General features: G+C 45.2%; 25 protein-coding genes, 2 rRNA genes and 2 other annotated features. All 27 genes read right to left on the bottom strand.

Annotated features, from left to right (window positions below; translation table 11 throughout):
- Positions 1 to 15: 15 nt before the first annotated feature.
- Positions 16 to 3597, bottom strand: a complete 3582-nt coding sequence (gene rpoB / locus MST20_RS20080) for a DNA-directed RNA polymerase subunit beta (RefSeq protein ID WP_165425833.1) — start codon at positions 3595 to 3597, stop codon at positions 16 to 18.
- Positions 3598 to 3847: 250 nt separating this feature from the next.
- Complete coding sequence (locus MST20_RS20075; protein WP_165425832.1) at positions 3848 to 4453, bottom strand: class I SAM-dependent methyltransferase; 606 nt, start codon at positions 4451 to 4453, stop codon at positions 3848 to 3850.
- A 139-nt stretch (positions 4454 to 4592) separates the two neighbouring features.
- Positions 4593 to 4964 (bottom strand): 50S ribosomal protein L7/L12, encoded by a 372-nt coding sequence (rplL, locus tag MST20_RS20070; protein WP_003178305.1) that lies wholly within the window; start codon positions 4962 to 4964, stop codon positions 4593 to 4595.
- A gap of 44 nt (positions 4965 to 5008) precedes the next feature.
- Positions 5009 to 5509, bottom strand: a complete 501-nt coding sequence (gene rplJ / locus MST20_RS20065; protein WP_243944417.1) for a 50S ribosomal protein L10 — start codon at positions 5507 to 5509, stop codon at positions 5009 to 5011.
- 69 nt (positions 5510 to 5578) lie between these two features.
- Positions 5579 to 5720 (bottom strand) — a sequence feature (ribosomal protein L10 leader region).
- A gap of 50 nt (positions 5721 to 5770) precedes the next feature.
- Entirely contained in the window at positions 5771 to 6469 is a 699-nt protein-coding gene (gene rplA / locus MST20_RS20060) for a 50S ribosomal protein L1 (protein WP_020449850.1), read from the bottom strand.
- 101 nt (positions 6470 to 6570) lie between these two features.
- Positions 6571 to 6996 carry a 50S ribosomal protein L11 gene (rplK, locus tag MST20_RS20055; protein WP_003178300.1) on the bottom strand — a complete coding sequence of 142 codons (426 nt, stop codon included), beginning with the start codon at positions 6994 to 6996 and terminating at the stop codon, positions 6571 to 6573.
- A gap of 169 nt (positions 6997 to 7165) precedes the next feature.
- A complete protein-coding gene (gene nusG, locus MST20_RS20050) occupies positions 7166 to 7699 on the bottom strand; it encodes a transcription termination/antitermination protein NusG (RefSeq protein WP_003178298.1) in 534 nt (177 codons plus the stop codon).
- Positions 7700 to 7888: 189 nt separating this feature from the next.
- Positions 7889 to 8068 (bottom strand): preprotein translocase subunit SecE, encoded by a 180-nt coding sequence (gene secE, locus MST20_RS20045; RefSeq protein ID WP_003178291.1) that lies wholly within the window; start codon positions 8066 to 8068, stop codon positions 7889 to 7891.
- Between the two features lie 35 nt (positions 8069 to 8103).
- Positions 8104 to 8253, bottom strand: coding sequence for a 50S ribosomal protein L33 (rpmG, locus tag MST20_RS20040; protein WP_003178289.1), 150 nt, complete (start codon positions 8251 to 8253; stop codon positions 8104 to 8106).
- An 82-nt stretch (positions 8254 to 8335) separates the two neighbouring features.
- The gene (gene sigH / locus MST20_RS20035; protein ID WP_243944414.1) at positions 8336 to 9007 is read right to left on the bottom strand and encodes an RNA polymerase sporulation sigma factor SigH; all 672 of its coding nucleotides are present in this window, start codon (positions 9005 to 9007) and stop codon (positions 8336 to 8338) included.
- Positions 9008 to 9070: 63 nt separating this feature from the next.
- On the bottom strand, positions 9071 to 9583 hold the full coding sequence (gene rae1 / locus MST20_RS20030; RefSeq protein WP_165425831.1) for a ribosome-dependent mRNA decay endonuclease Rae1/YacP: 513 nt from the start codon (positions 9581 to 9583) through the stop codon (positions 9071 to 9073).
- A 5-nt stretch (positions 9584 to 9588) separates the two neighbouring features.
- Positions 9589 to 10338: a 23S rRNA (guanosine(2251)-2'-O)-methyltransferase RlmB gene (rlmB, locus tag MST20_RS20025; RefSeq protein ID WP_243944412.1), complete on the bottom strand. Its 750-nt coding sequence runs from the start codon at positions 10336 to 10338 to the stop codon at positions 9589 to 9591.
- Complete coding sequence (locus MST20_RS20020; RefSeq protein ID WP_165425829.1) at positions 10335 to 10751, bottom strand: Mini-ribonuclease 3; 417 nt, start codon at positions 10749 to 10751, stop codon at positions 10335 to 10337. The genes rlmB and MST20_RS20020 overlap by 4 nt, the downstream gene beginning before the upstream one ends.
- A 2-nt stretch (positions 10752 to 10753) precedes the next feature.
- Positions 10754 to 12157 carry a cysteine--tRNA ligase gene (gene cysS / locus MST20_RS20015; protein WP_243944410.1) on the bottom strand — a complete coding sequence of 468 codons (1404 nt, stop codon included), beginning with the start codon at positions 12155 to 12157 and terminating at the stop codon, positions 10754 to 10756.
- On the bottom strand, positions 12154 to 12804 hold the full coding sequence (gene cysE / locus MST20_RS20010; RefSeq protein ID WP_243944409.1) for a serine O-acetyltransferase: 651 nt from the start codon (positions 12802 to 12804) through the stop codon (positions 12154 to 12156). Before cysE ends, cysS begins: the two co-directional genes overlap by 4 nt.
- 70 nt (positions 12805 to 12874) lie before the next feature.
- Positions 12875 to 13106 (bottom strand) — a binding site (T-box leader).
- Positions 13107 to 14564 (bottom strand): glutamate--tRNA ligase, encoded by a 1458-nt coding sequence (gltX, locus tag MST20_RS20005; RefSeq protein ID WP_243944407.1) that lies wholly within the window; start codon positions 14562 to 14564, stop codon positions 13107 to 13109.
- Between the two features lie 81 nt (positions 14565 to 14645).
- Positions 14646 to 15122, bottom strand: a complete 477-nt coding sequence (gene ispF / locus MST20_RS20000; protein ID WP_075752562.1) for a 2-C-methyl-D-erythritol 2,4-cyclodiphosphate synthase — start codon at positions 15120 to 15122, stop codon at positions 14646 to 14648.
- The gene (gene ispD, locus MST20_RS19995) at positions 15115 to 15810 is read right to left on the bottom strand and encodes a 2-C-methyl-D-erythritol 4-phosphate cytidylyltransferase (RefSeq protein WP_243944405.1); all 696 of its coding nucleotides are present in this window, start codon (positions 15808 to 15810) and stop codon (positions 15115 to 15117) included. Before ispD ends, ispF begins: the two co-directional genes overlap by 8 nt.
- Before the next feature lie 16 nt (positions 15811 to 15826).
- Positions 15827 to 16915: a PIN/TRAM domain-containing protein gene (locus MST20_RS19990; protein WP_009330350.1), complete on the bottom strand. Its 1089-nt coding sequence runs from the start codon at positions 16913 to 16915 to the stop codon at positions 15827 to 15829.
- A 131-nt stretch (positions 16916 to 17046) separates the two neighbouring features.
- Positions 17047 to 18123, bottom strand: a complete 1077-nt coding sequence (gene disA / locus MST20_RS19985; protein WP_020449840.1) for a DNA integrity scanning diadenylate cyclase DisA — start codon at positions 18121 to 18123, stop codon at positions 17047 to 17049.
- 3 nt (positions 18124 to 18126) lie between these two features.
- Positions 18127 to 19506 (bottom strand): DNA repair protein RadA, encoded by a 1380-nt coding sequence (gene radA, locus MST20_RS19980; protein ID WP_152849931.1) that lies wholly within the window; start codon positions 19504 to 19506, stop codon positions 18127 to 18129.
- Between the two features lie 79 nt (positions 19507 to 19585).
- On the bottom strand, positions 19586 to 22018 hold the full coding sequence (clpC, locus tag MST20_RS19975; RefSeq protein WP_243944403.1) for an ATP-dependent protease ATP-binding subunit ClpC: 2433 nt from the start codon (positions 22016 to 22018) through the stop codon (positions 19586 to 19588).
- Positions 22015 to 23106, bottom strand: a complete 1092-nt coding sequence (gene mcsB / locus MST20_RS19970; protein WP_023855926.1) for a protein-arginine kinase McsB — start codon at positions 23104 to 23106, stop codon at positions 22015 to 22017. The genes clpC and mcsB overlap by 4 nt, the downstream gene beginning before the upstream one ends.
- Positions 23106 to 23660, bottom strand: a complete 555-nt coding sequence (gene mcsA, locus MST20_RS19965; RefSeq protein ID WP_243944401.1) for a protein-arginine kinase activator protein McsA — start codon at positions 23658 to 23660, stop codon at positions 23106 to 23108. Before mcsA ends, mcsB begins: the two co-directional genes overlap by 1 nt.
- A 14-nt stretch (positions 23661 to 23674) precedes the next feature.
- The gene (locus MST20_RS19960; RefSeq protein WP_075752574.1) at positions 23675 to 24139 is read right to left on the bottom strand and encodes a CtsR family transcriptional regulator; all 465 of its coding nucleotides are present in this window, start codon (positions 24137 to 24139) and stop codon (positions 23675 to 23677) included.
- A 174-nt stretch (positions 24140 to 24313) separates the two neighbouring features.
- Positions 24314 to 24429 (bottom strand): 5S ribosomal RNA (rrf, locus tag MST20_RS19955).
- A gap of 58 nt (positions 24430 to 24487) precedes the next feature.
- A 23S ribosomal RNA gene (locus MST20_RS19950) occupies positions 24488 to 24605 on the bottom strand; the annotation flags it as partial.

Genomic DNA, 24605 nt, shown 5'->3' with positions numbered 1-24605 from the left:
GCGTATAAAATTCGTTTATTCTTTAGTGACGACATCGCGTTCTGCGTCAGCAGAAACGAATTCTTCGGACTCTTCATCATTCGGCAGAGAGAGCCCTTCGTTTTGTTTCGCGTCTTCGTCGTCTTCCAAGTCTCTCATTTCGATTTCTTCTTCGTCGCTTGATAGGATTTTGACGTCCATACCTAAGCTTTGAAGCTCTTTGATCAATACTTTGAACGATTCCGGAACACCAGGTTCTGGAACATTGTCGCCTTTTACGATGGCTTCGTATGTTTTCACACGGCCTACGACATCATCCGATTTAACAGTCAGGATTTCTTGAAGTGTATATGCTGCACCGTAAGCTTCAAGCGCCCAAACTTCCATCTCTCCAAAACGCTGTCCACCGAACTGCGCTTTACCTCCGAGAGGCTGCTGGGTAACGAGTGAGTAAGGACCTGTAGAACGCGCGTGCAATTTGTCGTCAACCATGTGAGCCAATTTGATCATGTACATGATACCGACAGACACCCGGTTGTCAAACGGCTCCCCAGTTCGGCCGTCGTAAAGGACTGTCTTTGCGTCCCTTGACATGCCGGCTTCTTCAAGCGTTTCCCACACATCTTCTTCGCGGGCACCGTCAAATACCGGCGACGCGACATGCAGGCCGAGACGGCGTGCAGCCATACCAAGATGCAGCTCCAACACCTGCCCGATGTTCATACGCGATGGTACGCCCAGCGGGTTTAACATGATGTCAATCGGTGTTCCGTCAGGCAGATACGGCATATCTTCCTCCGGAAGGATTTTCGAAATAACACCTTTGTTACCGTGGCGTCCGGCCATTTTGTCCCCTTCAGAAATTTTACGCTTCTGAACGATGTAAACGCGGACGAGCTGGTTAACGCCCGGAGGCAGTTCGTCTCCGTCTTCGCGGTTGAACACTTTTACATCAAGGATGATACCGCCGCCTCCGTGAGGTACACGCAGCGACGTATCGCGGACTTCACGCGCTTTTTCGCCGAAGATGGCGTGAAGCAGGCGCTCTTCTGCTGTAAGCTCTGTAACACCTTTAGGCGTTACTTTACCAACAAGAAGATCTCCGTCTTTTACTTCAGCACCGACACGGATAATTCCGCGTTCATCGAGGTTGCGAAGAGCGTCTTCACCGACGTTTGGAATATCGCGTGTGATTTCTTCAGGTCCGAGTTTTGTATCCCGGGCCTCTGATTCGTATTCCTCAATATGAATAGACGTGTATACGTCGTCTTTTACAAGGCGTTCGCTCATGATGATGGCATCCTCATAGTTGTAGCCATCCCATGTCATAAAGCCGACCATGACGTTGCGTCCAAGGGCAAGCTCACCTTTTTCCATAGACGGACCGTCAGCTAAAATTTCACCTTTTACAACCTCATCACCGACGCTTACGATCGGACGCTGGTTGTAGCAAGTTCCCTGGTTGGAACGAACAAACTTCAGCAGGCTGTATTTATCAAGGTTCCCTTTGACTTTCTGGCCGTCGACTTCTTCATAGCGGCGCACCCAAATGTTTTTCGCTTCCACCCGTTCAACGATTCCAGGGTGGCGGCAAATAACAGCGGCACCGGAGTCTTTTGCAGATACATACTCCATTCCGGTTCCGACGATCGGAGATTCAGGCTGCATAAGAGGTACAGCCTGCCGTTGCATGTTCGCTCCCATAAGGGCGCGGTTCGAGTCATCGTTTTCCAAGAAAGGAATACATGCAGTCGCGGCAGAGACAACCTGTTTAGGCGAAACGTCCATATAGTCGACGCGGTCTTTCGGAACAACAGTGTTCTCCCCTCTGAAACGGGCGACGATGCTGTCATCCACAAAAGATCCGTCATCATTCAGACGTGCGTTAGCCTGGGCAACGACATAGTTGTCTTCTTCATCAGCTGTCAAGTAATCGATTCTCGGCGTTACTTTTCCAGTCTCAGGATCAACGCGGCGATACGGCGTTTCGATGAAGCCGAAACGGTTCACTTTCGCGAATGAAGAAAGCGAGTTGATCAAGCCGATGTTTGGACCCTCAGGAGTTTCAATCGGACACATCCGGCCGTAGTGGGAATAGTGAACGTCACGGACTTCCATTCCGGCGCGCTCACGGGTCAAACCGCCCGGTCCGAGCGCTGACAGACGGCGTTTATGCGTCAGCTCAGCAAGCGGATTCGTCTGATCCATAAACTGAGAAAGCTGCGAACTTCCGAAAAACTCTTTGATTGATGCGATGACAGGGCGAATATTAATCAGCTGCTGAGGCGTGATCGTGTTTGTATCTTGAATAGACATTCTTTCACGAACAACACGCTCCATTCTGCTTAAACCGATACGGAATTGGTTTTGCAGAAGCTCTCCCACTGAACGGAGACGGCGGTTTCCTAAATGGTCGATATCGTCGGTATCGCCCACTCCGTGAAGCAGGTTAAAGAAATAGCTGATGGAAGAGATAATATCAGAAGGTGTAATATTTTTAACGCCTTCTTCAATATAAGCATTTCCAATCACATTGATTGTCTGCTCCCCTTCTTGATCTGTCGGGGCATAAATTTTAATAGACTGAAGCGTCACTTCATCTTCGACAACTCCGCCGTTCGGATACAGCTTTTTAAAACCGATTCCGTTTTCAAGGTACGGCAGGACTTTGTCAAGCGTTCTTCTGTCTAAAATCGCGCCTTTTTCGGCAAGGATTTCGCCTGTTTCAGGATCGATCAGCGTTTCAGCAAGCCGCTGATTAAACAGTCTGTTTTTGATGTGAAGCTTTTTATTAATTTTATAACGTCCTACACTTGCAAGGTCATATCTTTTCGGATCAAAGAACCTTGAATCAAGCAGGCTTTTTGCGTTTTCTACTGTAGGTGGCTCTCCTGGACGAAGACGCTCGTAGATTTCAAGAAGCGCTTTATCGGTGTTTTCCGTATTATCTTTATCAAGCGTATTGCGTAAATACTCGTTTTCACCGACGAGATCAATGATCTCTTGGTCAGATCCGAAGCCAAGAGCACGCAAAAGAACCGTAACCGGCAACTTACGTGTGCGATCGATGCGTACATAAACAACATCTTTCGCATCAGTCTCGTATTCTAACCATGCGCCACGGTTTGGAATGACAGTCGCGGTAAAACCTTTCTTACCGTTTTTGTCTACTTTACCACTAAAATATACACTTGGAGAACGAACGAGCTGAGATACAATGACCCGTTCCGCACCGTTGATAATAAAGGTTCCAGTGTCTGTCATAATAGGGAAATCACCCATGAAGACATCCTGATCCTTTACTTCACCGGTCTCTTTGTTGATTAAGCGGACTTTAACACGCAGCGGAGCTGAGTAGGTCACGTCGCGCTCTTTTGATTCTTCTACCGGATACTTAGGCTCGCCCAAGCTGTAGTCGATAAATTCCAGAGAGAGGTTACCAGTGAAATCCTCAATTGGCGATATGTCTTGAAACATCTCTCTAAGACCCTCATCAAGAAACCACTGATAAGAAGAGGTTTGAATTTCAATGAGATTTGGTAATTCTAACACTTCGCTAATGCGTGCATAGCTTCTGCGCTGGCGGTGTCGTCCATACTGAACTAGTTGACCTGTCAACTGATTCACCCCTCAAATCATGCGTAATATATGTGTAACAAGCATTTCTTCCGCAAATATGTAAGAAATACTTTTACAAGACAAAAGAAAAAAGGGTTTCTAATTTAGAAAACCACATCCAAAAACAAAATACCGATTTTATTAGTGTTCCCAAAAATGTATATTTTATACAAACCTAGGCGTTTCTTAAAAACAGCAGCAAAATATATACATTGGCATTTTATAATATTAACATAGCTGAAAATCCGAGTCAAACTTTTTTTGCTTTGATGATATAGTACCCTTTCTTTTTGTGAACGACTTCAACGTCCGCAAAAAGTTCTTTTAATTTTTCAATGGCAGAAGGCCCGCCTTGTTTTTTCTGAATGACGACCCACAGCTCTCCTGAAGGCCGCAAATGTTCAGCGCTTTTTTCAAAGATGGCGTGCACAGTTTTTTTCCCGGCGCGTATAGGGGGATTAGTAATAATAGAAGCGAATTTTTTTGCAGGTTCGACGTTGGCAAACAGATCACTCTGATAGATCTTTGTGTTGTCGATCTGATTATTTAACGCGTTTTCCTTCGAAAGTTCGACAGCTCTTTCATTAACATCGATCATGTGAACCATTCGATCTTCGAAATCCGCCGCAAGCGAAAGACCAATCGGGCCATAGCCGCAGCCTACATCCAAAAAATCACCTTCTGTATCCGGTTCCCGGAAAGCTTCAATCAGCAGTCTTGAGCCAAAGTCCACTTCTCTTTTTGAAAAAACTCCGCTGTCGCTGATAAAAGTAAACGCCCGGTTTCTCAAGCGAAATGCCCACGTTGATCTGCTGCTTTTTGCTGAAGGTTTTTCCGAATAATAATGGTCAGTCATCACTGAACCTCCTCAGTTGGTGAACTCTCCAGATATCTTGAAACAAGATGGCGTATCTTATGCGGAAGGGACTACAATTAATTAGCAAAGAAAAAGCCCGCTTTTAAAAGCGAGCTTTCCCCTAAAGATTAGGTGAAGATTACTTAACTTCTACAGAAGCGCCAACTTCTTCAAGTTTAGCTTTAAGCTCTTCAGCTTCTTCTTTCGCAATACCTTCTTTAAGAGGTTTTGGAGTGTTGTCAACAAGTTCTTTAGCTTCTTTCAAGCCAAGACCAGTGATTTCACGAACAACTTTGATAACTTTGATTTTTTGATCTCCTGCACCAGCAAGAACAAGATCAAATTCAGTTTTTTCTTCAGCAGCACCGCCTGCAGCAGCTCCGCCAGCTACAGCTACAGGAGCAGCAGCAGTTACGCCAAATTCTTCTTCGATTGCTTTTACTAAGTCGTTCAGTTCAAGTACAGTTGCTTCTTTAACGGAAGCAATGATTTCTTCGATATTTAAAGCCATTTGTAATTCCTCCATTTTGTTTTATTTTTTAGATACTGATGCTATTAAGCGCCTTGTTCTTCCTTTTGTTCTGCAACAGCTTTAGTTGCAAGAGCAAGGTTGCGAACTGGAGCTTGAAGTACGCTAAGCAACATAGAAAGCAAGCCTTCGCGAGATGGAAGTTCAGCAAGAGCTTTCACTTCTTCAACTGTAGACACTTTGCCTTCGATTACGCCCGCTTTGATTTCAAGAGCTTCGTGCTTTTTAGCAAACTCGTTAAGAACTTTAGCTGGAGCGACAACATCTTCAGTGCTGAATGCAATCGCATTCGGTCCTGTTAAGAAATCGTTCAAACCATCAAGTTCAGCTTGTTCAACCGCACGGCGAGTCATCGTGTTTTTGTACACTTTGAACTCAACGTTAGCTTCGCGAAGCTGTTTACGAAGTTCTGTTACTTCAGCTACGTTAAGGCCGCGATAGTCAACGATGATCGTTGATTTACTTTCTTTCAGTTTAAAAGTAATTTCTTCAACAACAACTTTTTTTGTTTCAATTGCGCTGCTCATGGTTACACCTCCTGTAAGATTCATCTGTGTAACACTTATACCGTTCGGTGATCACGTTCTTTAACGACATGTTCCATATAAAAAGCCTCCATTCGACATGGAGGCTGTATATACAAGCATACGTAACGCTAGAGCTGTGATATATATACACCTCGGTAGGAGATTAAGCCTTATCGGCACCTACTGTCTACGGTATAAATGGACATATTTTATTTTTACAACGTTTTGAATTATATCAGAACGTCTTATCAAAAGTCAATATTATTTTACGTTGAAAGTTGAAGGGTCCACTTTGATTCCAGGTCCCATTGTAGATGTAACAGAAACGTTTTTCACGTATACACCTTTAGCAGCAGCAGGTTTCGCTTTCAAAATTGTGTCGTACATTGTCGCGAAGTTTTCTACAAGCTTGCCTTCTTCGAATGACACTTTTCCGATTGGAACGTGGATGTTTCCTGCTTTATCAACGCGGTATTCAACTTTACCCGCTTTGATTTCGTTGACTGCTTTTTCAACTTCGAAAGTAACCGTTCCTGTTTTAGGGTTTGGCATAAGACCTTTTGGTCCAAGCACGCGTCCGATTTTACCGACTTCACCCATCATGTCAGGAGTCGCAACGATTACATCAAAATCAAACCAGCCTTGCTGAATTTTGTTGATGTAATCAGAATCGCCTACGTAGTCTGCACCAGCAGCTTCTGCTTCTTTCGCTTTTTCGCCCTTAGCGAAAACAAGAACGCGCTGAGTTTTGCCTGTTCCGTTTGGAAGTACAACTGCACCGCGGATTTGCTGGTCGTTTTTACGAGGGTCAACACCTAAACGGAATGCCGCTTCAACAGTGGCATCGAATTTAGCTGTGTTTGTTTTTTTCACAAGCTCAATCGCTTCGTTTACGTCGTAAGCTTTTGTACGCTCTACAAGCTTGGCAGCTTCGACGTATTTTTTACCTTTTTTAGCCATTTTAAAATTTCCTCCTTAGTGGTTTTAGCGGAATAACCTCCCACGAATAAGGGTTGCGAACTTGTCTGATCCAAACTCGCAACCCAGCAAAGAGACAAAAATTAGTCTTCGATCACAATACCCATACTGCGGGCAGTTCCTTCAACCATACGCATAGCCGCTTCAACATCTGCCGCATTTAAGTCAGGCATTTTTGTTTCGGCGATTTCACGTACTTTATCGCGTTTAACGGTTGCGACTTTATTACGGTTAGGCTCACCAGAACCTGACTCAATTCCAGCCGCTTTTTTAAGCAATACAGCAGCAGGCGGAGTTTTTGTGATAAATGTAAATGAACGGTCTTCGTAAACCGAAATTTCTACAGGAATGATCAGACCAGCTTGGTCAGATGTACGAGCGTTAAACTCCTTACAGAATCCCATGATGTTAACACCGGCTTGACCCAATGCAGGACCAACTGGCGGAGCTGGATTCGCTTTTCCAGCAGGAATTTGCAATTTTACAACTTTAACTACTTTTTTAGCCACGAGACACACCTCCTTAAGTCCGTGATGTGGTAATAGGGTGAACCCTCCCACTCAAGGTCTCATTCTTTATATGAATGATGAAAATATCAAGCTAGCTGCCTTGACGTTTTTGCCAAGACGCACCTTTGTATATTATCACTTTTATATAGTGATTTCAAGCGCTTTTCCATTACAATTTGTCAACTTGAGTAAATTCGAGCTCAACCGGGGTCTCTCTTCCGAACATATTAACAAATACTTTGACTTTATTTTTGTCATGGTCGATCTCTTCAATCGTCCCTGTGAAATCAGCAAACGGGCCATCGATCACCTTGACTGTTTCTTTCAATTCAAAGTCGATTTCTGTTTTTCTTTCTTCAAGCCCCATCCGCTTCAGGATTTTTTCCGCTTCACCCGGAAGCAGCGCAGTCGGCTTTGAACCTGATCCGGCTGAACCGACAAACCCGGTCACGCCCGGCGTATTTCGAACAACATACCAGGAATCATCCGTCATGACTAGTTCGACAAGTACATACCCAGGGAATACTTTCTTTTTAACGACTTTTTTCTTGCCGTTTTTAATATCTGTTTCTTCCTCTTCAGGTACAACGACGCGGAATATCTTATCCTGCATCCCCATCGATTCCACCCGTTTTTCCAAGTTCGCCTTTACTTTATTTTCATAGCCGGAGTACGTATGAACCACATACCATTTCTTTTCCATTCTCATTCAGGACCCTTTCAGTCCTTCCCTCCCCACACCTTAAAAGTTTTTGGCCGTACCTTTTGGTCGTACCGGGAAACTGACACTTTCTTTTATACGAGCCTCATATTTTGAAACAATGAAAAAACCCGTTAAACGGGTTTTTTGGCAAGTCATATTTAGATCTATTATAACACGTTATGCTGATCATTATTCAACTATTAAACGAATTAATTGCGTAATACCCGAATCGATGAGTGCAAAAAAGATGGCGAAAAAGATAACGGTGGTGATAACAGTGATCGTATAGCGCGTTAGTTCTTTTCCTTTAGGCCAGGTGACCTTTTTCATTTCTTTTCCGACATTCTTTAAAAATTTGATAATACCCATGGTAAGAAACCTCCACAACCTAAAAACAAAAACGCCTATTTTGTTTCCAGATGTACTGTATGTGAATTGCAGTTATTGCAGTATTTCTTTACTTCGAGCCGTTCAGCCAAAGCTGCGGAGCTTTTCATTGTCGTATAATTACGATTTCCGCAATTTTTGCAGGCTAACGTTACTTTTTTCTTCATGTTTACACCTTTTTCTGGACGATCATTTCCTAAGTAACATATCACAGTCATAAAATGACTGTCAATATGCCATAAGCATTGGCTACAAGCTGATTTCGCGGAGCTCCAGGTACTTTTCAAGCTTTCTTTTGACGCGCTGGAGCGCATTATCGATCGATTTTACATGGCGGTTTAGTTCTTCGGATATTTCCTGATAGGATCTTCCGTCGAGATAGAGCGCAAGAACTTTTCTTTCTAAATCACTAAGCAATTCTCCCATTTTCAGCTCGATATCATCGAATTCTTCCTGATTGATGATCAGCTCTTCAGGATTCATGACCTTTGCTCCGGAAATCACGTCGAGAAGCGTCCGGTCTGATTCCTCGTCATAAATGGGCTTGTCCAGCGACACATAAGAATTGAGCGGAATATGTTTCTGGCGAGTAGCTGTTTTGATAGCGGTAATAATTTGGCGGGTAATGCATAATTCTGCAAAAGCTTTGAATGAAGTCAGCTTGTCCTCTCTAAAATCACGGATAGATTTGTAGAGTCCAATCATGCCTTCCTGAACGATATCTTCCCGATCAGCCCCGATTAAGAAGTAGGATCTTGCTTTTGCCCTTACAAAATTACGGTACTTTGTAATCAAGTAATCTAACGCATCACTGTCTCCGACATGAACCATTTCAATGACCTGCTCGTCTTCCAACTGGCAAAAACGTTCTTTGCTGAACTGTTCTTTGCTGAATTTTCCCTGGTTGTTTTCTAAGTTCACTCCGATCCCCCCGACCGCACGTAGATAGAAATATTATACAGTAATGGACAAAAAAGCGTCAACCTAATCCAAGTCGCCACGCCGCCATTTTTCGAAGATCTTCAAGACGTCTTCTGACAATGGAATTTTCCCCGCGGGACGTTCTGAGGTGATTTGTTTCACCCTTTTTTCGATTTGCCTTTCGATCGCTTCGACTTCCCTGAGCAGCTCCCTGGCTGATTTGCGCAGGGCCCCTTGGCCGAAAATCGCCCATTGCTCTGTGTAGTCGGATGTGGCAACATGGAGTTGCGTCTGAATATTATCCAAGTCTGACACCAGTTTCTCGATCCGTTCATCAGCCGTTTCATTTTCCCTTGTGAATATCACTTCTACGCGATGATTGACCTTCTTTTTCTCGATTCCTTTAACGAGATGCGCATCAAAGACAACGATTACCCGAAACCCAGTATACGATTGATATTCCGCCATCTTCTGTATCAACAGATCCCTTGCTTCTTCAAAACTGTTTTCTTTTAAATCTTTCAACTGAGGCCATGCCCCAATCATGTTATAACCGTCGACCAACAGGATGTCCATTCCGTCTATTCTCCCAGAGGGCTTCGTTTCCGGTACACTTCATACATCAGGAGACCAGCTGCGACTGAGGCGTTCAGGGACGTGACTTTTCCCGCCATCGGCAGGCGGATGAGAAAATCACATTTCTCTTTAACAAGCCTTCCCATGCCTTTTCCTTCGCTGCCGATGACAAGCGCAAGCGGCATATTTCCATCGAGCGACCTGTAGTCCTGTTGTCCAGACGCATCGGTACCGACTACCCAAATGCCCCGTTGCTTCATTTCTTCCAGGGTTCGCGACAGGTTGGTCACTTTGACGACCGGAATATGTTCGATGGCTCCTGTCGAGGCTTTGGCGACAGTCGTCGTAAGGCCGACCGCACGCCTCTTCGGAATGATGATGCCATGAGCCCCTACCGCATCTGCGGTGCGCATAATAGAGCCCAGATTGTGCGGATCCTCAATTTCGTCTAAAACGAGGATAAACGGCTGTTCATTTTGGCCTTCGGCCTTTTGATACAGATCATCCAGCTCGGCATACTCGTAAGCCGCGACCTGAGCGACGACGCCCTGATGCTGTCCGGAAACCATTTGATCGAGTTTTTTTCTTGGGACATAATGAATCGTGATGCCTTTTTTGGCGGCGAGTTCAACGACTTGCTGAGCCTGTCCCTTCACTGTGTTTTCCGCCATCCACAGCTTATACAATTCCCGGCCGGACTTTAATGTTTCGATGACCGCGTTTTTTCCTATGACGTAATCATGCTGCTGACTCATTTGACTTCCTCCCTGCCATCCCGTTTTTCCAGCGCTGCTTTGATGAGTTCATTAAGCCTATCTTCCCTGTTCTCAAGAAAAAGATACCCGATAACCGCCTCAAAAGCCGTACTGTAACGATATGTTTGAACATCCGTATTTTTCGGTACCGTTCCGGATTTGGCATTCCGTCCTCTTCTCAGCACAGCTTGTTCTTCCTCGGTGAAAAATTCCTGCTCCTCAAGCGCAAACAGCATGCTTGCCTGCGACTTGGCGGAGACATAGCGCCTCGACTGCCTGTGCAGATCATTGGGCCTTGTCATGCCTTGCTTTAAGAGGTGATGCCTGACGTATATCTCCAATACGGCATCACCCATGTAAGCAAGCGCCAAACCATTCAGCTGTTTGGCGTCTTTAATGGTTTCCAAATTCATGTTTACGATTCTCCTCTTTTCCAGCGCGTACCCTGTGGAGTGTCCTCCAGGATAATGTTCATGCTTTTCAGCTGGTCGCGAATCTGGTCAGATGTTGCAAAGTCACGGTTTCTGCGGGCTTCATTCCGCTTCTCGATCAGTTCTTCAATGTCCTTATCCAAAAGTTCCTGTTCCTTGAGGGAGAAGCCGAGCACTGAGCAGATCTCGTCAAACAGCTGCAGAAACGCCTGAATGACATGTTCTGAAGTATTCTTTTCCTGCAGATAGTAGTTGGCGTGTTTGGCCAGATCAAACAGGACGGAAATTGCATTCGCTGTATTGAAATCATCATCCATTGCCGTTTCGAAGGCTTTTCGCTGCTCTTCGATTTTTCCAAGCCATTCTGAATCGCCCTCTGTTAAATTTGTACTGCTTTTCAGGCGATGCTGCAAATTGCTATAAGCCGTTTTTAGACGCCCAAAAGCGTTTTTTGTGTTCTCGAGAAGTTCGACCGAATAGTTGATCGGATGTCTGTAATGAACAGACAGCATGAAAAACCGCAGCACTTGGGGATCATGCTCTTTAATAATGTCATGCACAAGCACAAAGTTGCCGAGCGATTTTGACATTTTCTCATTATCGATATTAATGTAGCCGTTATGAAGCCAATATTTCGCGAAAGGCTTCCCTGTCAATGCTTCCGATTGGGCAATTTCGTTTTCGTGATGCGGGAAGGTCAAATCCTGGCCGCCGGCATGAATATCGATCGAATCGCCCAAATATTTTTTCGCCATCGCAGAGCACTCGATATGCCAGCCGGGACGGCCTTTTCCCCAAGGGCTATCCCAGGAGATTTCGTTATCTTTCGCCGCTTTCCATAATGCGAAATCGAGCGCATCTTCTTTTTTCTCGCCCACTTGAATCCGGGCGCCTGATCTCAGCTCATCGACCGATTGATGCGACAGCTTTCCATAGCCTTCAAACGATCTTGTTTTATAATAAACATCCCCGTCTGCCTCATAAGCATAGCCCTTATTAATCAGCGTCTGAATAAAATCGATGATTTCATCCATGTTTTCAGTGACGCGCGGATGGCAGTCCGCTTTTGTGCAGCCCAGTGAACCGACATCTTCGAAGTATGCCTTAATAAAGCGTTCGGCGATGACAGGCACTTCCTCTCCAAGCTCATTTGCCGCTTTAATTAATTTGTCATCGACATCTGTAAAATTGGAGACGTATTGGACGTCATAGCCTTTGTACTCCAAATACTTTCTGACCGTGTCATAGACGATCGCCGGCCTTGCATTTCCGATGTGGATGTAGTTATATACAGTCGGCCCGCACACATACATTTTGACCTTGCCTTCTTCAAGAGGCACAAACGGCTCTTTTTTTCGTGTGAGAGTATTATACAGTGTTAGTGTCACAGCTCATCTTCCCTTTCTTTTCTCCGGAGCTCTTGTTTCAGCTGCCTGATTTCGTTTTCCAATTCTCTGAAGCGGTCAGCCACCGGATCCGGCAAGTCCTGGTGGTTCAAGTCGCGTCTGATTTTCTTTCCGTTTTGAACGACGACGCGGCCCGGGATGCCGACAACTGTGGAGCATTCAGGCACATCATGCAGGACGACGGAGCCGGCGCCGATTTTCGCGCCTCTTCCGATTGTAATGGATCCAAGCACTTTTGCCCCTGTTGAGATCAGGGCATGATCCTCGATTGTCGGATGCCTTTTGCCTTTTTCTTTCCCAGTTCCCCCAAGCGTCACGCCCTGAAAAACCGTGACATTGTTTCCGATCTCACAGGTTTCCCCGATCACAACCCCCATGCCGTGATCGATGAAAAACCTCCTGCCGATCTTGGCGCCCGGGTGAATTTCGATTCCTGTAAAGAAGCGGGCGATTTGAGAGATCATTCTGGCGATGAAAAACCTTTTTCTTTTATATAAAGCATGTGCAATTCGATGCGCCCATATAGCATGCAAACCTGAATAAGTTAAGATGACTTCAATGTAGCTTCTCGCAGCTGGATCTTGATCAAATACGACGTCTACATCTTCTTTCAGCATTTTAAAGAACACATGATTCCCCCCGTTCCCCGCTTCCTTTGTCTCTATTGTCAAACCATATAAAAAAACGCCTCTGTCTAATGACAGAGACGCTTTTTGACGCGCGGTTCCACTCTGTTTAGAAAACAGCACAGCTGTTTTCTCAACTCTCATCCATAACGGCGGATACCGCCTTTGAATACTTGTTATAAAAACGTTCTTCAAAGGTCTCAAGAGGTGCATTTCTAAAGCCCGGCGCTTAAGTCTTTTCCAGCCGATGAAGACTCTCTCTTTAAAGGCCCTGGCTTTATACTTATCCCTGTCAACGATTTATCTTATTGAATAATGTTATTCAGCCGTTTTAAAACGGTGTCTTTCCCCAATAATTCAATGGACTGAGGCAGTTCAGGACCGTGGGTCTGCCCTGTCGTCGCTACGCGGATCGGCATAAACAGCTTTTTCCCTTTATGTCCTGTTTCTTTTTGAACGGCTTTGATGGATGCCTTGATCTCATCTGCCGTAAACGATTCAAGCTGCTCAAGCTTTTCGGCAAATACGCGAAGCACTTCCGGAACCTGCTCTTCTTCTAAAACTGTTCTTGCTTCACGATTATACTGGATATCGTCTTTAAAGAACAACTCTGTTAACTCGACGATTTCAGCGCCGTAGCTCAACTGTTCCTGATATAGAGAAATCAGCTTGCGAACCCATTCCTGTTCGCTGCCTGTCAGCTCTTCTGAAACCTTGCCCGCTTTTTGCAAATGCGGAACGGTCAATTCGATCACCTGATCAAAATCAAGTTTTTTCACATACTGGTTGTTGACCCATTTCAGTTTATGCGTATCAAACACCGCTGGTGATTTTGACAAACGGTGTACATCAAATATCTCAATAAACTGATCTTTTGTAAACAGTTCTTCTTCTCCGACCGGCGACCAGCCGAGAAGAGTGATGAAGTTAAACAATGCTTCCGGCAAATAGCCGAGCTCTTCGTACTGTTCGATAAACTGAATGATGGACTCATCCCGTTTGCTCAGTTTTTTGCGATTTTCATTGACGATTAATGTCATATGTCCAAATTCCGGGATTTCCCAGCCGAGGGCGTTGTAAATCATGATCTGCTTCGGCGTATTGGAAATGTGGTCTTCCCCGCGCAGGACATGCGTCATTTTCATTAAATAGTCATCGACAGCTACGGCAAAGTTGTAAGTAGGCGTTCCGTCTTTCTTCACGATAACGAAGTCGCCGATGCCGTCTGTTTCAAAAGAAATTTCTCCTTTGACGATGTCATTGAAGCTGATGACTTCTCCTTGAGGAACTTTAAAGCGGATGCTCGGCTGTCTTCCTTCAGCTTCGAGCTTTTCCTGCTCTTCTTTAGTTAAATTGCGGCACTTGCCTGAGTAACGCGGCATTTCTCCGCGGGCAGCCTGTTCTTCGCGCTCTTTCTCAAGCTCTTCTTCCGTGCAGTAACATTTGTAGGCAAGCCCTTTTTCAAGAAGCTCCTCGTAATATGTTTTGTAAATGTCGTTTCTTTCAGATTGGCGGTATGGTCCGTATTCTCCGCCGACATCCACGCTTTCATCCCAGTCGATGCCCAGCCATTTTAAATAGTTCAGCTGGCTTTGCTCTCCGCCTTCAATGTTACGCTTCCGGTCCGTATCTTCAATGCGGATGATGAATTTTCCGCCTTGGCTCCGGGCAAACAAATAATTAAAGAGAGCGGTTCTGGCATTTCCGATATGTAAATGGCCTGTTGGGCTCGGCGCATAACGAACCCGAACTTCGTTTCCCATCTGTCTAACTTCCTTTCGTCTCTAGCAGAGTTCAAATTTATTTCCTATTCTATCATCAAATGAACCTGTCTTCAAAATGAATTATGCCTTTTGGAGCAGAACGGAAGCCTGGGCGGCAATTCCTTCGGCTCTTCCCGTAAATCCGAGCTTTTCGGTTGTGGTCGCTTTTACGTTAATTTGGGACATTTCCGCCTCAAGCCCTTCGGCAATTCTGGCTCTCATGTCTTCGATATACGGCGCCATTTTAGGCTTTTGGGCGATGATTGTACAATCCAGATTCCCGAGCGTATAGCCTTTTTCCTTCACAATCATCCAGACGTGACGAAGGAGTTTGAAGGAGTCGGCATCTTTGAACTCAGGGTCGGTATCCGGAAAGTGTTTTCCGATATCGCCCTCGCCGACGGCGCCGAGACATGCATCCGCAATCGTGTGCAAAAGCACATCGGCATCCGAATGTCCGAGCAGGCCTTTTTCGTAAGGAATCGTAATTCCCCCGATAATGAGCGGCCTGCCTTCCACTAGTTGATGGACGTCAAATCCTTGGCCTATTCTAAACATGTTCATTCCTCTTTTCCGCTTCTAATATCGCTTCTGCGACAAGCAAGTCATCCGGGGTCGTCAGTTTGATGTTTTGATAATCCCCTTGAATGATTGCAACCGCACCTCCGGCTTCCTCGACCAGACTGGCGTCGTCCGTACCGAGGAAACCCTTTGCTTCAGCCTCAAGGTGAGCATTCATCAGAATAGAAAGACGAAAAGCTTGTGGGGTTTGAGCGGCCCACAAGCTTGAACGTTCAATCGTTCCGGCTACTTCACCGTCTTGAACGCGTTTGATCGTGTCTTTAACAGGAACGGCAACGATAGCAGCCCCTGTTTCCTTCGCTTTCTCGACAAGCTGTTCGATATATTCCCGTTTAATAAAGGGTCTTGCTCCGTCATGGACGAGGACCGTTTCCTCTTTGCCGGCGGCTTTAATGCCCGCAAATACGCTTTGCTGGCGTTCTCTTCCGCCCGGCACCATCTCGATCGGAGTTGTAAAATGATAGGTTTTTAAAAGGGTGCTGAATTCACCGAATTCCTGTTCATTGATGACAAGAATGATCCTTTTGCAGGCATCATGGTTTTCAAACACCTTTAATGTATGAATAATCACAGGTATTCCTTTCGCCTCGATAAACAGTTTGTTTTTCCCGGCATTCATTCGTTTACCTTGTCCGGCGGCAGGAATGACGACTTCGTAATTCATTTTATTTCTCCCTTTTTCAAAGCGCCTTTTCCAGCAGTTTCGGCTTGGCGAATATCATTCTGCCTGCCGCTGTCTGCAGCACGCTGGTCACGAGCACGTCGATATGTTTGCCGATATAATTTCGCCCTTCTTCCACGACAATCATCGTGCCGTCGTCCAGATAAGCCACGCCCTGATTATGTTCTTTCCCGTCTTTGATGACCTGCACCTTCATTTCTTCTCCCGGAAGCACGACAGGTTTGACGGCGTTGGCAAGGTCGTTGATGTTCAATACGGCAACCTTTTGGAGCTCGCATACTTTGTTCAAATTGAAATCGTTTGTGACGACAACGCCTGAGGTCAATTTCGCCAGTTTGACAAGTTTGCTGTCGACCTCTTGAATATCTTCAAAATCGCCTTCATAAATTTCAACTTTGATATCGAGCTCTTTCTGGATCCGATTTAAAATATCCAGTCCTCTCCGTCCTCTGTTTCGTTTGAGGACGTCTGAAGAGTCGGCGATATGCTGCAGCTCCTCAAGCACAAACTGAGGAATCACAATGACGCCTTCAAGAAATCCGGTCTGACAAATATCAGCAATTCTCCCATCTATAATAACACTTGTGTCTAAAATTTTCAGCTTTTTGTCTTCTTCAGGACGCTCTTCCTCAGCAGAACCTTTTTTCTTTCTCGATGTGAAAAGTGTCAGCATTTCATCCTTTTTCTTGAAACCTACACGGAATCCGAGATAACCGAGAAATGCGGCCAACACAATCGGAATGACCGTGCTGATCAACTGATAAGGGATGTCTTTTAACGGAATGACGTTGACGATAAGATAAGCGAGCATAAGTCCGAAGATTAATCCCAAAGAGCCGAACAATAAATCTGAGACAGGTGCTTTGATCAAGGAATCCTCAATTTGTTTCACCCAGTTGATGACATGATCCGCGCACCAGATGCCCAGAAGAAAAAAGATGATAGCTCCTAAACAAGCGGACGCATACGGGTTTGTTACTAAAGGTATGTCCTGTACATTTAACAGCACAAACAATTCCGGTATGAGAAAAATACCGATTACGCCTCCCAAAATCGCAAAGAACGCTTGAACTATTCGTTTCAACATACCTTCACCTCCTTTAAAATAATCGTTTTAATTTTTATGAATGCAGCTGTTTCAATCGGAAAAAGGGAAAACAAAAAGTAAGAATAATATACCCATAAATTGCAAATTTTAATCACTTTTAGAAATTTTTCTCACAGCTGCCTGTCAGTATAATGTTTCTCCTGAAGTCTCTTTAATCCTTTCTTTATCTTTTGGGCACGGACAGCCCCAATTCCTTCCACTTCATCCAATTCTTTTACATCCGCTTCGATAATGAGCTTTAAATGGCCGAATGCTTCTACAACATTTTCGACGATCGGCATCGGGAGACGGGGGATTTTATGAAGGAGCCTGTAGCCTCTCGGGAAAACGTATTCCTCCATATTCGTAGTTGCTGAATAGCCTAAAAGCTTAAGGAGAATCGAGTCATCCAGCAATTCGAAACTCGACATATCCTGAAGCTGCTTCAACAGGACAAACGGGTCTTTGATTTTTTCTTTCACATAATCTTTAACGAACAGCGCCGCTTCCTGCTCCATATCAGTGATCAGTTCACTAACCTGGAGCCTGATGAGATGGCCTTCTGTTCCAAGTTCTTTAATATACATATTAATTTCATTTTTGATTCTGAGCACCATTTCATATCGATGCAGAACAGAGATGACATCCCCAAATGTCACAAGCTCTTCAAACTCCAGCGCATTCAAATTGGAAATCGCATGGTCCAAAATGAGTTTGTATTTTTCGAGTGTCTGAATCGCCTGATTGGCTTTTGTTAAGATAAAGCCGATATCTTTGAGTATATATTTCATATTTTCCTGATAGAGCGTAATCACATTCCGCCTTTCAGAAATCGCAATGATCAGACAGCCGGTCTGCTTGGCCACACGCTCGGCCGTTCTGTGCCTCATGCCCGTCTCAGAAGATGGTATCGTCGCCTCAGGCATGAGCTGCGTATTGGCATATAAAATTTTCTGCCCTGAATCGCTGAGAATAATCGCCCCGTCCATTTTAGCCAGCTCGTACAGATGAGCCGGAGAGAAAGAAGAATTAATGTGGAACCCTCCATCAACCACTTCTTTCACTTTATCATTGAAGCCGACTACGATTAATCCGCCTGTTTTGGCCCGAAGGACGTTTTCGATTCCCTCGCGAAGAGGTGTGCCGGGGGCGACAAACTGCAATATTTCTGAAAGATCCTGTTTCGCTCCTTTTTTGTCTTTTTCCATATATTATGATCCTCCTAATGAAGCTCGAAGGGCCTCAGCTACATTTTCAACGCCGACGACTTCAATTCCTTTCGGCTTTGTCCATCCTTCCACATTTGCAGAAGGAATAATCATTCTTTTAAAACCAAGCTTCGCCGCTTCCTGCACCCTCTGTTCTATCCTTGATACTCTGCGGACTTCCCCTGTCAAGCCGACTTCTCCGATAAAACAATCCGTCGGATGAGGCGGGGTGTCTCTGAAGCTTGAGGCGATGCTCACCGCAACGGCGAGGTCGATCGCCGGCTCGTCCAGCTTGACGCCGCCGGCGACTTTTAAATAGGCGTCTTGATTTTGCAGCAGCAGCCCTACCCTTTTTTCTAAAACCGCCATCAGCAATGAGACGCGGTTATGATCAATTCCGGTTGCCATCCTGCGCGGATTTCCAAAACTCGTGGGGGAAATCAGCGCCTGAATCTCTACTAAGACCGGCCTCGTGCCTTCCATTGAAGCCACGACACTCGAGCCGGCTGCTCCCGCCGATCGCTCTTCGAGAAAGATTTCCGACGGATTCAGCACTTCTGTCAGGCCCTCTTCCCTCATTTCAAAGATTCCCATTTCATTTGTTGATCCAAACCGGTTTTTGACGGCTCTTAAAATCCGAAATGTATGATGCCGCTCGCCTTCAAAGTAAAGGACGGTGTCGACCATATGTTCCAGAAGTCTCGGTCCGGCAATCGAACCTTCTTTTGTGACATGCCCGACGATAAATATCGGAATCCCTTTTGTTTTTGCAATTCTCATCAGCTCAGCGGTGCATTCCCTGACCTGTGACACGCTGCCCGGAGCTGATGTGATATCACTTTGGTAAACGGTTTGAATCGAATCAACCACCACGAATGACGGATTCATCTCTTCTATAGAAGACGTAATATACTCCATATCGGTTTCAGATAAAACGTGAAGAGTGGGACTGTTGATGCCTAGACGGTCTGCTCTCAGCTTTGTCTGCTTGACCGATTCTTCACCTGAGATGTACAGGACATTTTCTTTTGAATCAGCGAGCTGGGCAGATACTTGAAGCAGCAAGGTTGATTTCCCGATGCCGGGATCGCCTCCGATTAAAACGAGTGAACCTTTGACGATACCGTTTCCCAAGACGCGGTTGAATTCGCCCAATTTCGTTTTAATTCGCGGCTCTTCTGTTGTTTTGATTGAAGTGAGAGGTGAAGGCTTTTGCACCGTTTGAACGGAATGTGAAAAAGCGGTTCTTCTGTTGGCGGCGGGTTTTTTTATCGTTTCTTCCACCATGGTATTCCATGTGCCGCATCCGGGGCACTTCCCCATCCACTTGGCGGATTCGTAACCGCATGAGTGACAAATGAATTTAGTCTTTGTTTTAGCCATTGATTTTTCAAAACGCTCCCTTTATAAGAAAGTGAGGCATACTGATGAACATCGTATGCCTCTTTCTTTTGTCTCTATATTAGTTCGTTTTAGCTTCGGTTTTTACGACAAATTCTCCGTCTTCTACATCCAAAACAATATGCTGGCCTTTTTCAATTTGGCCTTTCAGGAGCTCTTCAGACAGCCGGTCCTCCACGTGTTTTTGGATTGCTCTTCTGAGAGGGCGCGCCCCGTATTCGAGATCCACACCTTCATCGGCAATTTTTTCTTTAGCCGCTTCAGTCAGCTCAATTGATAGATCCTGTTCTTTCAGACGCTTGGTTAATTGTTCTGACATGAGGGATACAATATCTTTCAAATGTTTTTTCTCCAAAGAGTGGAAGACGATAATCTCGTCAATCCGGTTGATAAATTCAGGTCTGAAGGCGCGTTTTAATTCGCCCATGACTTTGTCTTTCATATCTTTATAATTCTGGGTTTCATCCTGCACATTAAACCCGACGTATTTATTTCTTCTCAGTTCGCTCGCACCGACGTTTGATGTCATGATCAAAATCGTATTTCTAAAGTCGACCGTGCGCCCTTTTGAATCAGTCAGGCGGCCGTCTTCAAGCACTTGCAGCAAAATATTGAAGACATCAGGGTGCGCTTTTTCGATTTCGTCAAGCAAGACGACGGAATACGGTTTTCTTCTCACTTTCTCAGTAAGCTGTCCGCCTTCATCATAGCCGACATATCCCGGAGGGGAACCGACAAGTCTTGATGTTGAATGTTTTTCCATGTACTCGGACATATCGATGCGAATCATGGCTTCTTCATCGCCGAAAATGGACTCGGCAAGTGCACGGGCAAGCTCCGTTTTTCCTACGCCTGTAGGGCCGAGGAAAATAAACGAACCGATAGGACGTTTTGGATCTTTTAAGCCGGCACGCGCTCGTCTGACTGCTTTGGCAACCGCAACGACAGCCTCATCTTGGCCGATAACGCGGGAATGAAGAATGCTCTCCATGTTCAGCAATTTGTCTGTTTCAGTCTGCGCAATTTTCGAAACCGGCACTCCGGTCCAGCTTGAAACAACCATTGCAATATCGTCGACTGTCACTTCGGAATTTTCTTGTCCCTGCTTTTCTTTCCAGGTTTTCTTGGTTTCTTCGACCTGTTCACGCAGGCGCTGCTCCGTATCCCGTAATGACGCTGCTTTTTCGAATTCCTGGCTTTGAACAGCGGCATCTTTTTCTTTCCTTACCTCATCAAGCTTTTGTTCAAGCTCTTTTAAGTTAGGAGGCGTTGTAAATGAACGCAGGCGAACCTTTGAACCGGCTTCATCGATTAAGTCGATCGCCTTGTCAGGCAGAAAACGGTCCGAAATATACCGGTCTGACAGCTTCACAGCCGCTTCGATCGCTTCATCCGTAATCGATACGCGGTGGTGGGCTTCATAGCGGTCTCTGAGACCTCTCAATATTTGAATGCTCTCTTCAGGAGACGGCTGGTCAACCTGAATCGGCTGAAAACGCCGTTCGAGTGCTGCATCTTTTTCAATGTATTTGCGGTATTCATCAAGGGTTGTCGCTCCGATGCATTGCAGCTCTCCGCGCGCCAGCGAAGGTTTAAGGATATTGGAGGCATCGATTGCCCCTTCCGCTCCCCCGGCTCCGATGAGAGTATGCAGCTCATCGATAAAGAGGATGATATTTCCCGCTTGACGAATTTCGTCCATCACTTTTTTCAGGCGGTCTTCAAATTCACCGCGGTATTTCGTACCGGCGACAACCGTTCCCATATCAAGCGTCATGACGCGCTTGTCGCGGAGAATCTCCGGTACTTCGTTATTGATGATCTGTTGAGCCAGGCCTTCGGCAATTGCTGTCTTACCGACACCGGGCTCCCCGATTAACACAGGGTTGTTTTTCGTTCTGCGGCTCAGCACTTCAATTACGCGCTGAATTTCTTTGCTTCTGCCGATTACGGGGTCAAGGCTGTCTTCTTTTGCAATCGCCGTGAGATCCCTGGCAAGACTGTCTAAGGTTGGTGTGTTGGCATTGCTGTTGGCGCCTGAAGCAGCGCCACCGCTCTCATTGCTGCCCAACAGCTGCAATACTTGCTGTCTCGCCTTGTTTAAGCTGACGCCTAAATTATTCAGCACCCTTGCCGCAACACCTTCCCCTTCTCGGATCAAGCCGAGGAGGATGTGTTCAGTTCCAACGTAAGAGTGACCAAGCTTTCTTGCTTCATCCATCGCCAGTTCAGTCACTTTTTTGGCTCTCGGTGTGTAATGGATCGATTGTGACATCTCTTGTCCGCGGCCGATGAGGCTTTCAACTTCTTTTTGAATTTTGTCAGGGCTGAGTCCTAATGCCTGCAGCGCCTTTGCAGCAATTCCTTCTCCCTCGCGGACAAGGCCGAGGAGAATATGTTCTGTTCCAATGTTATTATGGCCCAGACGCAGAGCTTCTTCTTGAGCAAGCGCCAATACTTTTTGTGCTCTTTCTGTGAATCTTCCAAACATCATATTGTTTCATCCTCCTGTCTATTGCCGTTGTTTTCTAATTTCAGGCGTTCCCTGATAAGAGCAGCCCGCCTGATGTCCCTCTCGTTTGGCCTTAAGACTCCTCCCGAATATTGCTGGAGAAATCCAGGCTGCGTGAGGATCATCAGCTCATTAAGTATATTGCTGGAAAGACCTTTTATTATCCCCAGGTCAATTCCAAGACGAACGTCTGAAAGACACCTTGCTGTTTCTTTCGATTCGATCATCCGGCAATTAGACAGTACGCCGTAAGATCTGTAGACGCGGTCTTCAAGCTCGATTTGCGAAGTCTGATAAAGCGCCTTTCTTGCTGAACGTTCTTGTTCGATCAACTGAGCAACGACGCTGTTCAGATCTTCGACAATGTCGTGTTCCGATTTACCGAGGGTAATTTGGTTGGAAATTTGAAAGATATTCCCTAATGCTTCGCTGCCTTCACCGTAAATTCCTCTAACAACAAGCCCCAATTGATTAATTGCCGGAATAATTCTGTTTATTTGCCTAGTTAACACTAAAGCAGGAAGGTGCATCATGACAGAAGCTCTAAGCCCGGTTCCGACATTTGTAGGACAGCTGGTCAAGTAGCCTCTTTGTTCTGAAAAAGCATAGTCAATCCGTTCTTCAATCCAATCGTCCACCTGATTTGCTGCTTTCAATGCTTCTGAAAGCTGAAATCCCGGGAACAGACATTGAATGCGAATATGATCTTCCTCATTCAGCATAATACTCACTTCTTCATTTTCAGAAAGAAGGCATGCGCCAAAGGAAGCTTCCGTCAAATGCGGACTGATCAGATGTTTTTCTACAAGAACCCTTTTTTCCAAAGGCTGCACCTGATCCATTTTCACAAGCTCAAATTTCCCGATACCGGGCACTTCATAGCCTGTGAATTGTTCTTCAAACAATGTAATAATCGCTGATGCCTCTTCGTTTGAAAAAAGTGTTGGAAAACGAACTTTATCCAAATTGCGAGCAAGACGGATCCGGCTGCTAAGCACGATGTCACTTTCAGGGCCTTCCTGCCGCATCCAATTGCTTAAAGCATTCTGAATAAAATGCTGCAGTGACATCAGTCCTCCTCCTCCTTGTCTGCATTCAGGTTTTGTTCAAGCGACCTGATCTGGTCTCTAATGTTGGCTGCTTTTTCAAATTCCTCCTGCTGAATTAATTCTTTCAGCTCTTTTTTCAACGCTTCAATTTGTCTTCTGACATGCAGGTTACCGCCGATCCGCTTTGGTATTTTACCGGCATGGACCGTGTTCCCGCTGTGAACTTTCCTTAAAACCGGAGTGATATAGGAATGGAAGGTTTTATAACATTCCGAACATCCAAATCGGCCTGTTTTTCGAAATTCCGGGAACGTCATATTGCATTTTTTGCATCTCAGAACCTGATCCGGCTGTTGAAAAAGCTGAGCCTCGCTGCTGTTAGTAAAAGACGAGTCAAAATTCAGCAGTCCGGATAACAAATTATGGATGGAAAATCCGCCGCTCTCATTCATAGAATATGACTCACTGTTTTCTTTCGCACATTGTTCACAGATATGCATTTCTTTTTTTTCGCCATTAATGACTTTCGTAAAGTGAAAAGTTGCTGGTCTTTCTTTACACTCTTGACATATCACGCTTCTCACCCGCTTTACTTAAATTTAAGTGACGTAAGCATGGCTTTCATCATTCTTGCTCTTAATTCGTCTCGTTCAGGCAAATCAATATATAATACAGAACGATCCATGACACTGACCATCAATTTTGCTTCACTTTTTGTAATGACACCATTTTCTAACAGCCTTAAAATGATATCGTCCGAAGCAGCCTGGGAGAGCCTTGTATAGATTTGATTCATAATGTTATCAATCAAATCAATTTTATCGTTCATTTTGATTTTAATAATTCGAATATAACCGCCGCCGCCTCTTTTGCTTTCGACGATGTATCCGCGCTCACTCGTAAAACGCGTATTGATCACGTAATTGATCTGAGAAGGAACACACTGAAATTTATCGGCTATTTCGCTCCGTTTAATCTCTAATATTTCTTTCCCGTTCTGTTCTAATATTTGTTTCAAATACTGTTCGATTATGTCAGAAATATTTTTCCCCACTCAGCCCCCTCCTTCACTTGACTTTGACTATATTTGACTTTAACTTTACTATAAGTGGTTTTCGTTTTTTTTTCAACTAATTGCTCTTCGTCCTTTATTATTTCCACTTTTGGCTATCATAAAACCTTAAGGAATAGAAAAAAGACCAGCTTATATAAGCTGGTCTTCTTAAGCGCTTGGCGGCGTCCTACTCTCACAGGGGGAAGCCCCCAACTACCATCGGCGCTGAAGAGCTTAACTTCCGTGTTCGGCATGGGAACGGGTGTGACCTCTTCGCTATCGCCACCAAACTATGTATGAGAGGTGTTCTCTCAAAACTAGATAACGGTCAGACATTTCACAAACATTTAGGTTAAGTCCTCGATCGATTAGTATCTGTCAGCTCCATGTGTCGCCACACTTCCACCTCAGACCTATCAACCTGATCATCTTTCAGGGATCTTACTTCCTTGCGGAATGGGAAATC

The sequence above is a fragment of the Bacillus sp. B19-2 genome (assembly GCF_022832475.1).
In the GTDB taxonomy this organism is placed as follows: Bacteria; Bacillota; Bacilli; order Bacillales; family Bacillaceae; genus Bacillus; species Bacillus paralicheniformis.
Note: the sequence above shows the minus strand (reverse complement) of the source record. Positions and strands in the feature narration are given on the sequence as shown.

Bases quoted from the DNA above. Each gene is read 5' to 3' on its own strand.
- nusG (WP_003178298.1), bottom strand. From the start codon at position 7,699: ATGGAAAAGAAATGGTATGTGGTTCATACGTACTCCGGCTATGAAAAT.
- gltX (WP_243944407.1), bottom strand. From the start codon at position 14,564: ATGGGAAACGAAGTTCGGGTTCGTTATGCGCCGAGCCCAACAGGCCAT.
- MST20_RS20020 (WP_165425829.1), bottom strand. From the start codon at position 10,751: ATGAATTTGGAAACCATTAAAGACGCCAAACAGCTGAATGGTTTGGCG.
- MST20_RS20075 (WP_165425832.1), bottom strand. From the start codon at position 4,453: ATGACTGACCATTATTATTCGGAAAAACCTTCAGCAAAAAGCAGCAGA.
- mcsB (WP_023855926.1), bottom strand. From the start codon at position 23,106: ATGTCACTGCAGCATTTTATTCAGAATGCTTTAAGCAATTGGATGCGG.
- MST20_RS19990 (WP_009330350.1), bottom strand. From the start codon at position 16,915: ATGTTGAAACGAATAGTTCAAGCGTTCTTTGCGATTTTGGGAGGCGTA.
- secE (WP_003178291.1), bottom strand. From the start codon at position 8,068: ATGGGTATTATCAAATTTTTAAAGAATGTCGGAAAAGAAATGAAAAAG.
- rlmB (WP_243944412.1), bottom strand. From the start codon at position 10,338: ATGAGTCAGCAGCATGATTACGTCATAGGAAAAAACGCGGTCATCGAA.
- ispD (WP_243944405.1), bottom strand. From the start codon at position 15,810: ATGAATTACGAAGTCGTCATTCCTGCCGCCGGACAAGGTAAACGAATG.
- rplJ (WP_243944417.1), bottom strand. From the start codon at position 5,509: ATGAGCAGCGCAATTGAAACAAAAAAAGTTGTTGTTGAAGAAATTACT.
- ispF (WP_075752562.1), bottom strand. From the start codon at position 15,122: ATGTTTAGAATAGGCCAAGGATTTGACGTCCATCAACTAGTGGAAGGC.
- clpC (WP_243944403.1), bottom strand. From the start codon at position 22,018: ATGATGTTTGGAAGATTCACAGAAAGAGCACAAAAAGTATTGGCGCTT.
- rplA (WP_020449850.1), bottom strand. From the start codon at position 6,469: ATGGCTAAAAAAGGTAAAAAATACGTCGAAGCTGCCAAGCTTGTAGAG.
- rplL (WP_003178305.1), bottom strand. From the start codon at position 4,964: ATGGCTTTAAATATCGAAGAAATCATTGCTTCCGTTAAAGAAGCAACT.
- rae1 (WP_165425831.1), bottom strand. From the start codon at position 9,583: ATGGACATCCTGTTGGTCGACGGTTATAACATGATTGGGGCATGGCCT.
- radA (WP_152849931.1), bottom strand. From the start codon at position 19,506: ATGGCTAAAACAAAGACTAAATTCATTTGTCACTCATGCGGTTACGAA.
- rpmG (WP_003178289.1), bottom strand. From the start codon at position 8,253: ATGAAGAAAAAAGTAACGTTAGCCTGCAAAAATTGCGGAAATCGTAAT.
- disA (WP_020449840.1), bottom strand. From the start codon at position 18,123: ATGGAAAAAGACAAAAAAGGAGCGAAACAGGATCTTTCAGAAATATTG.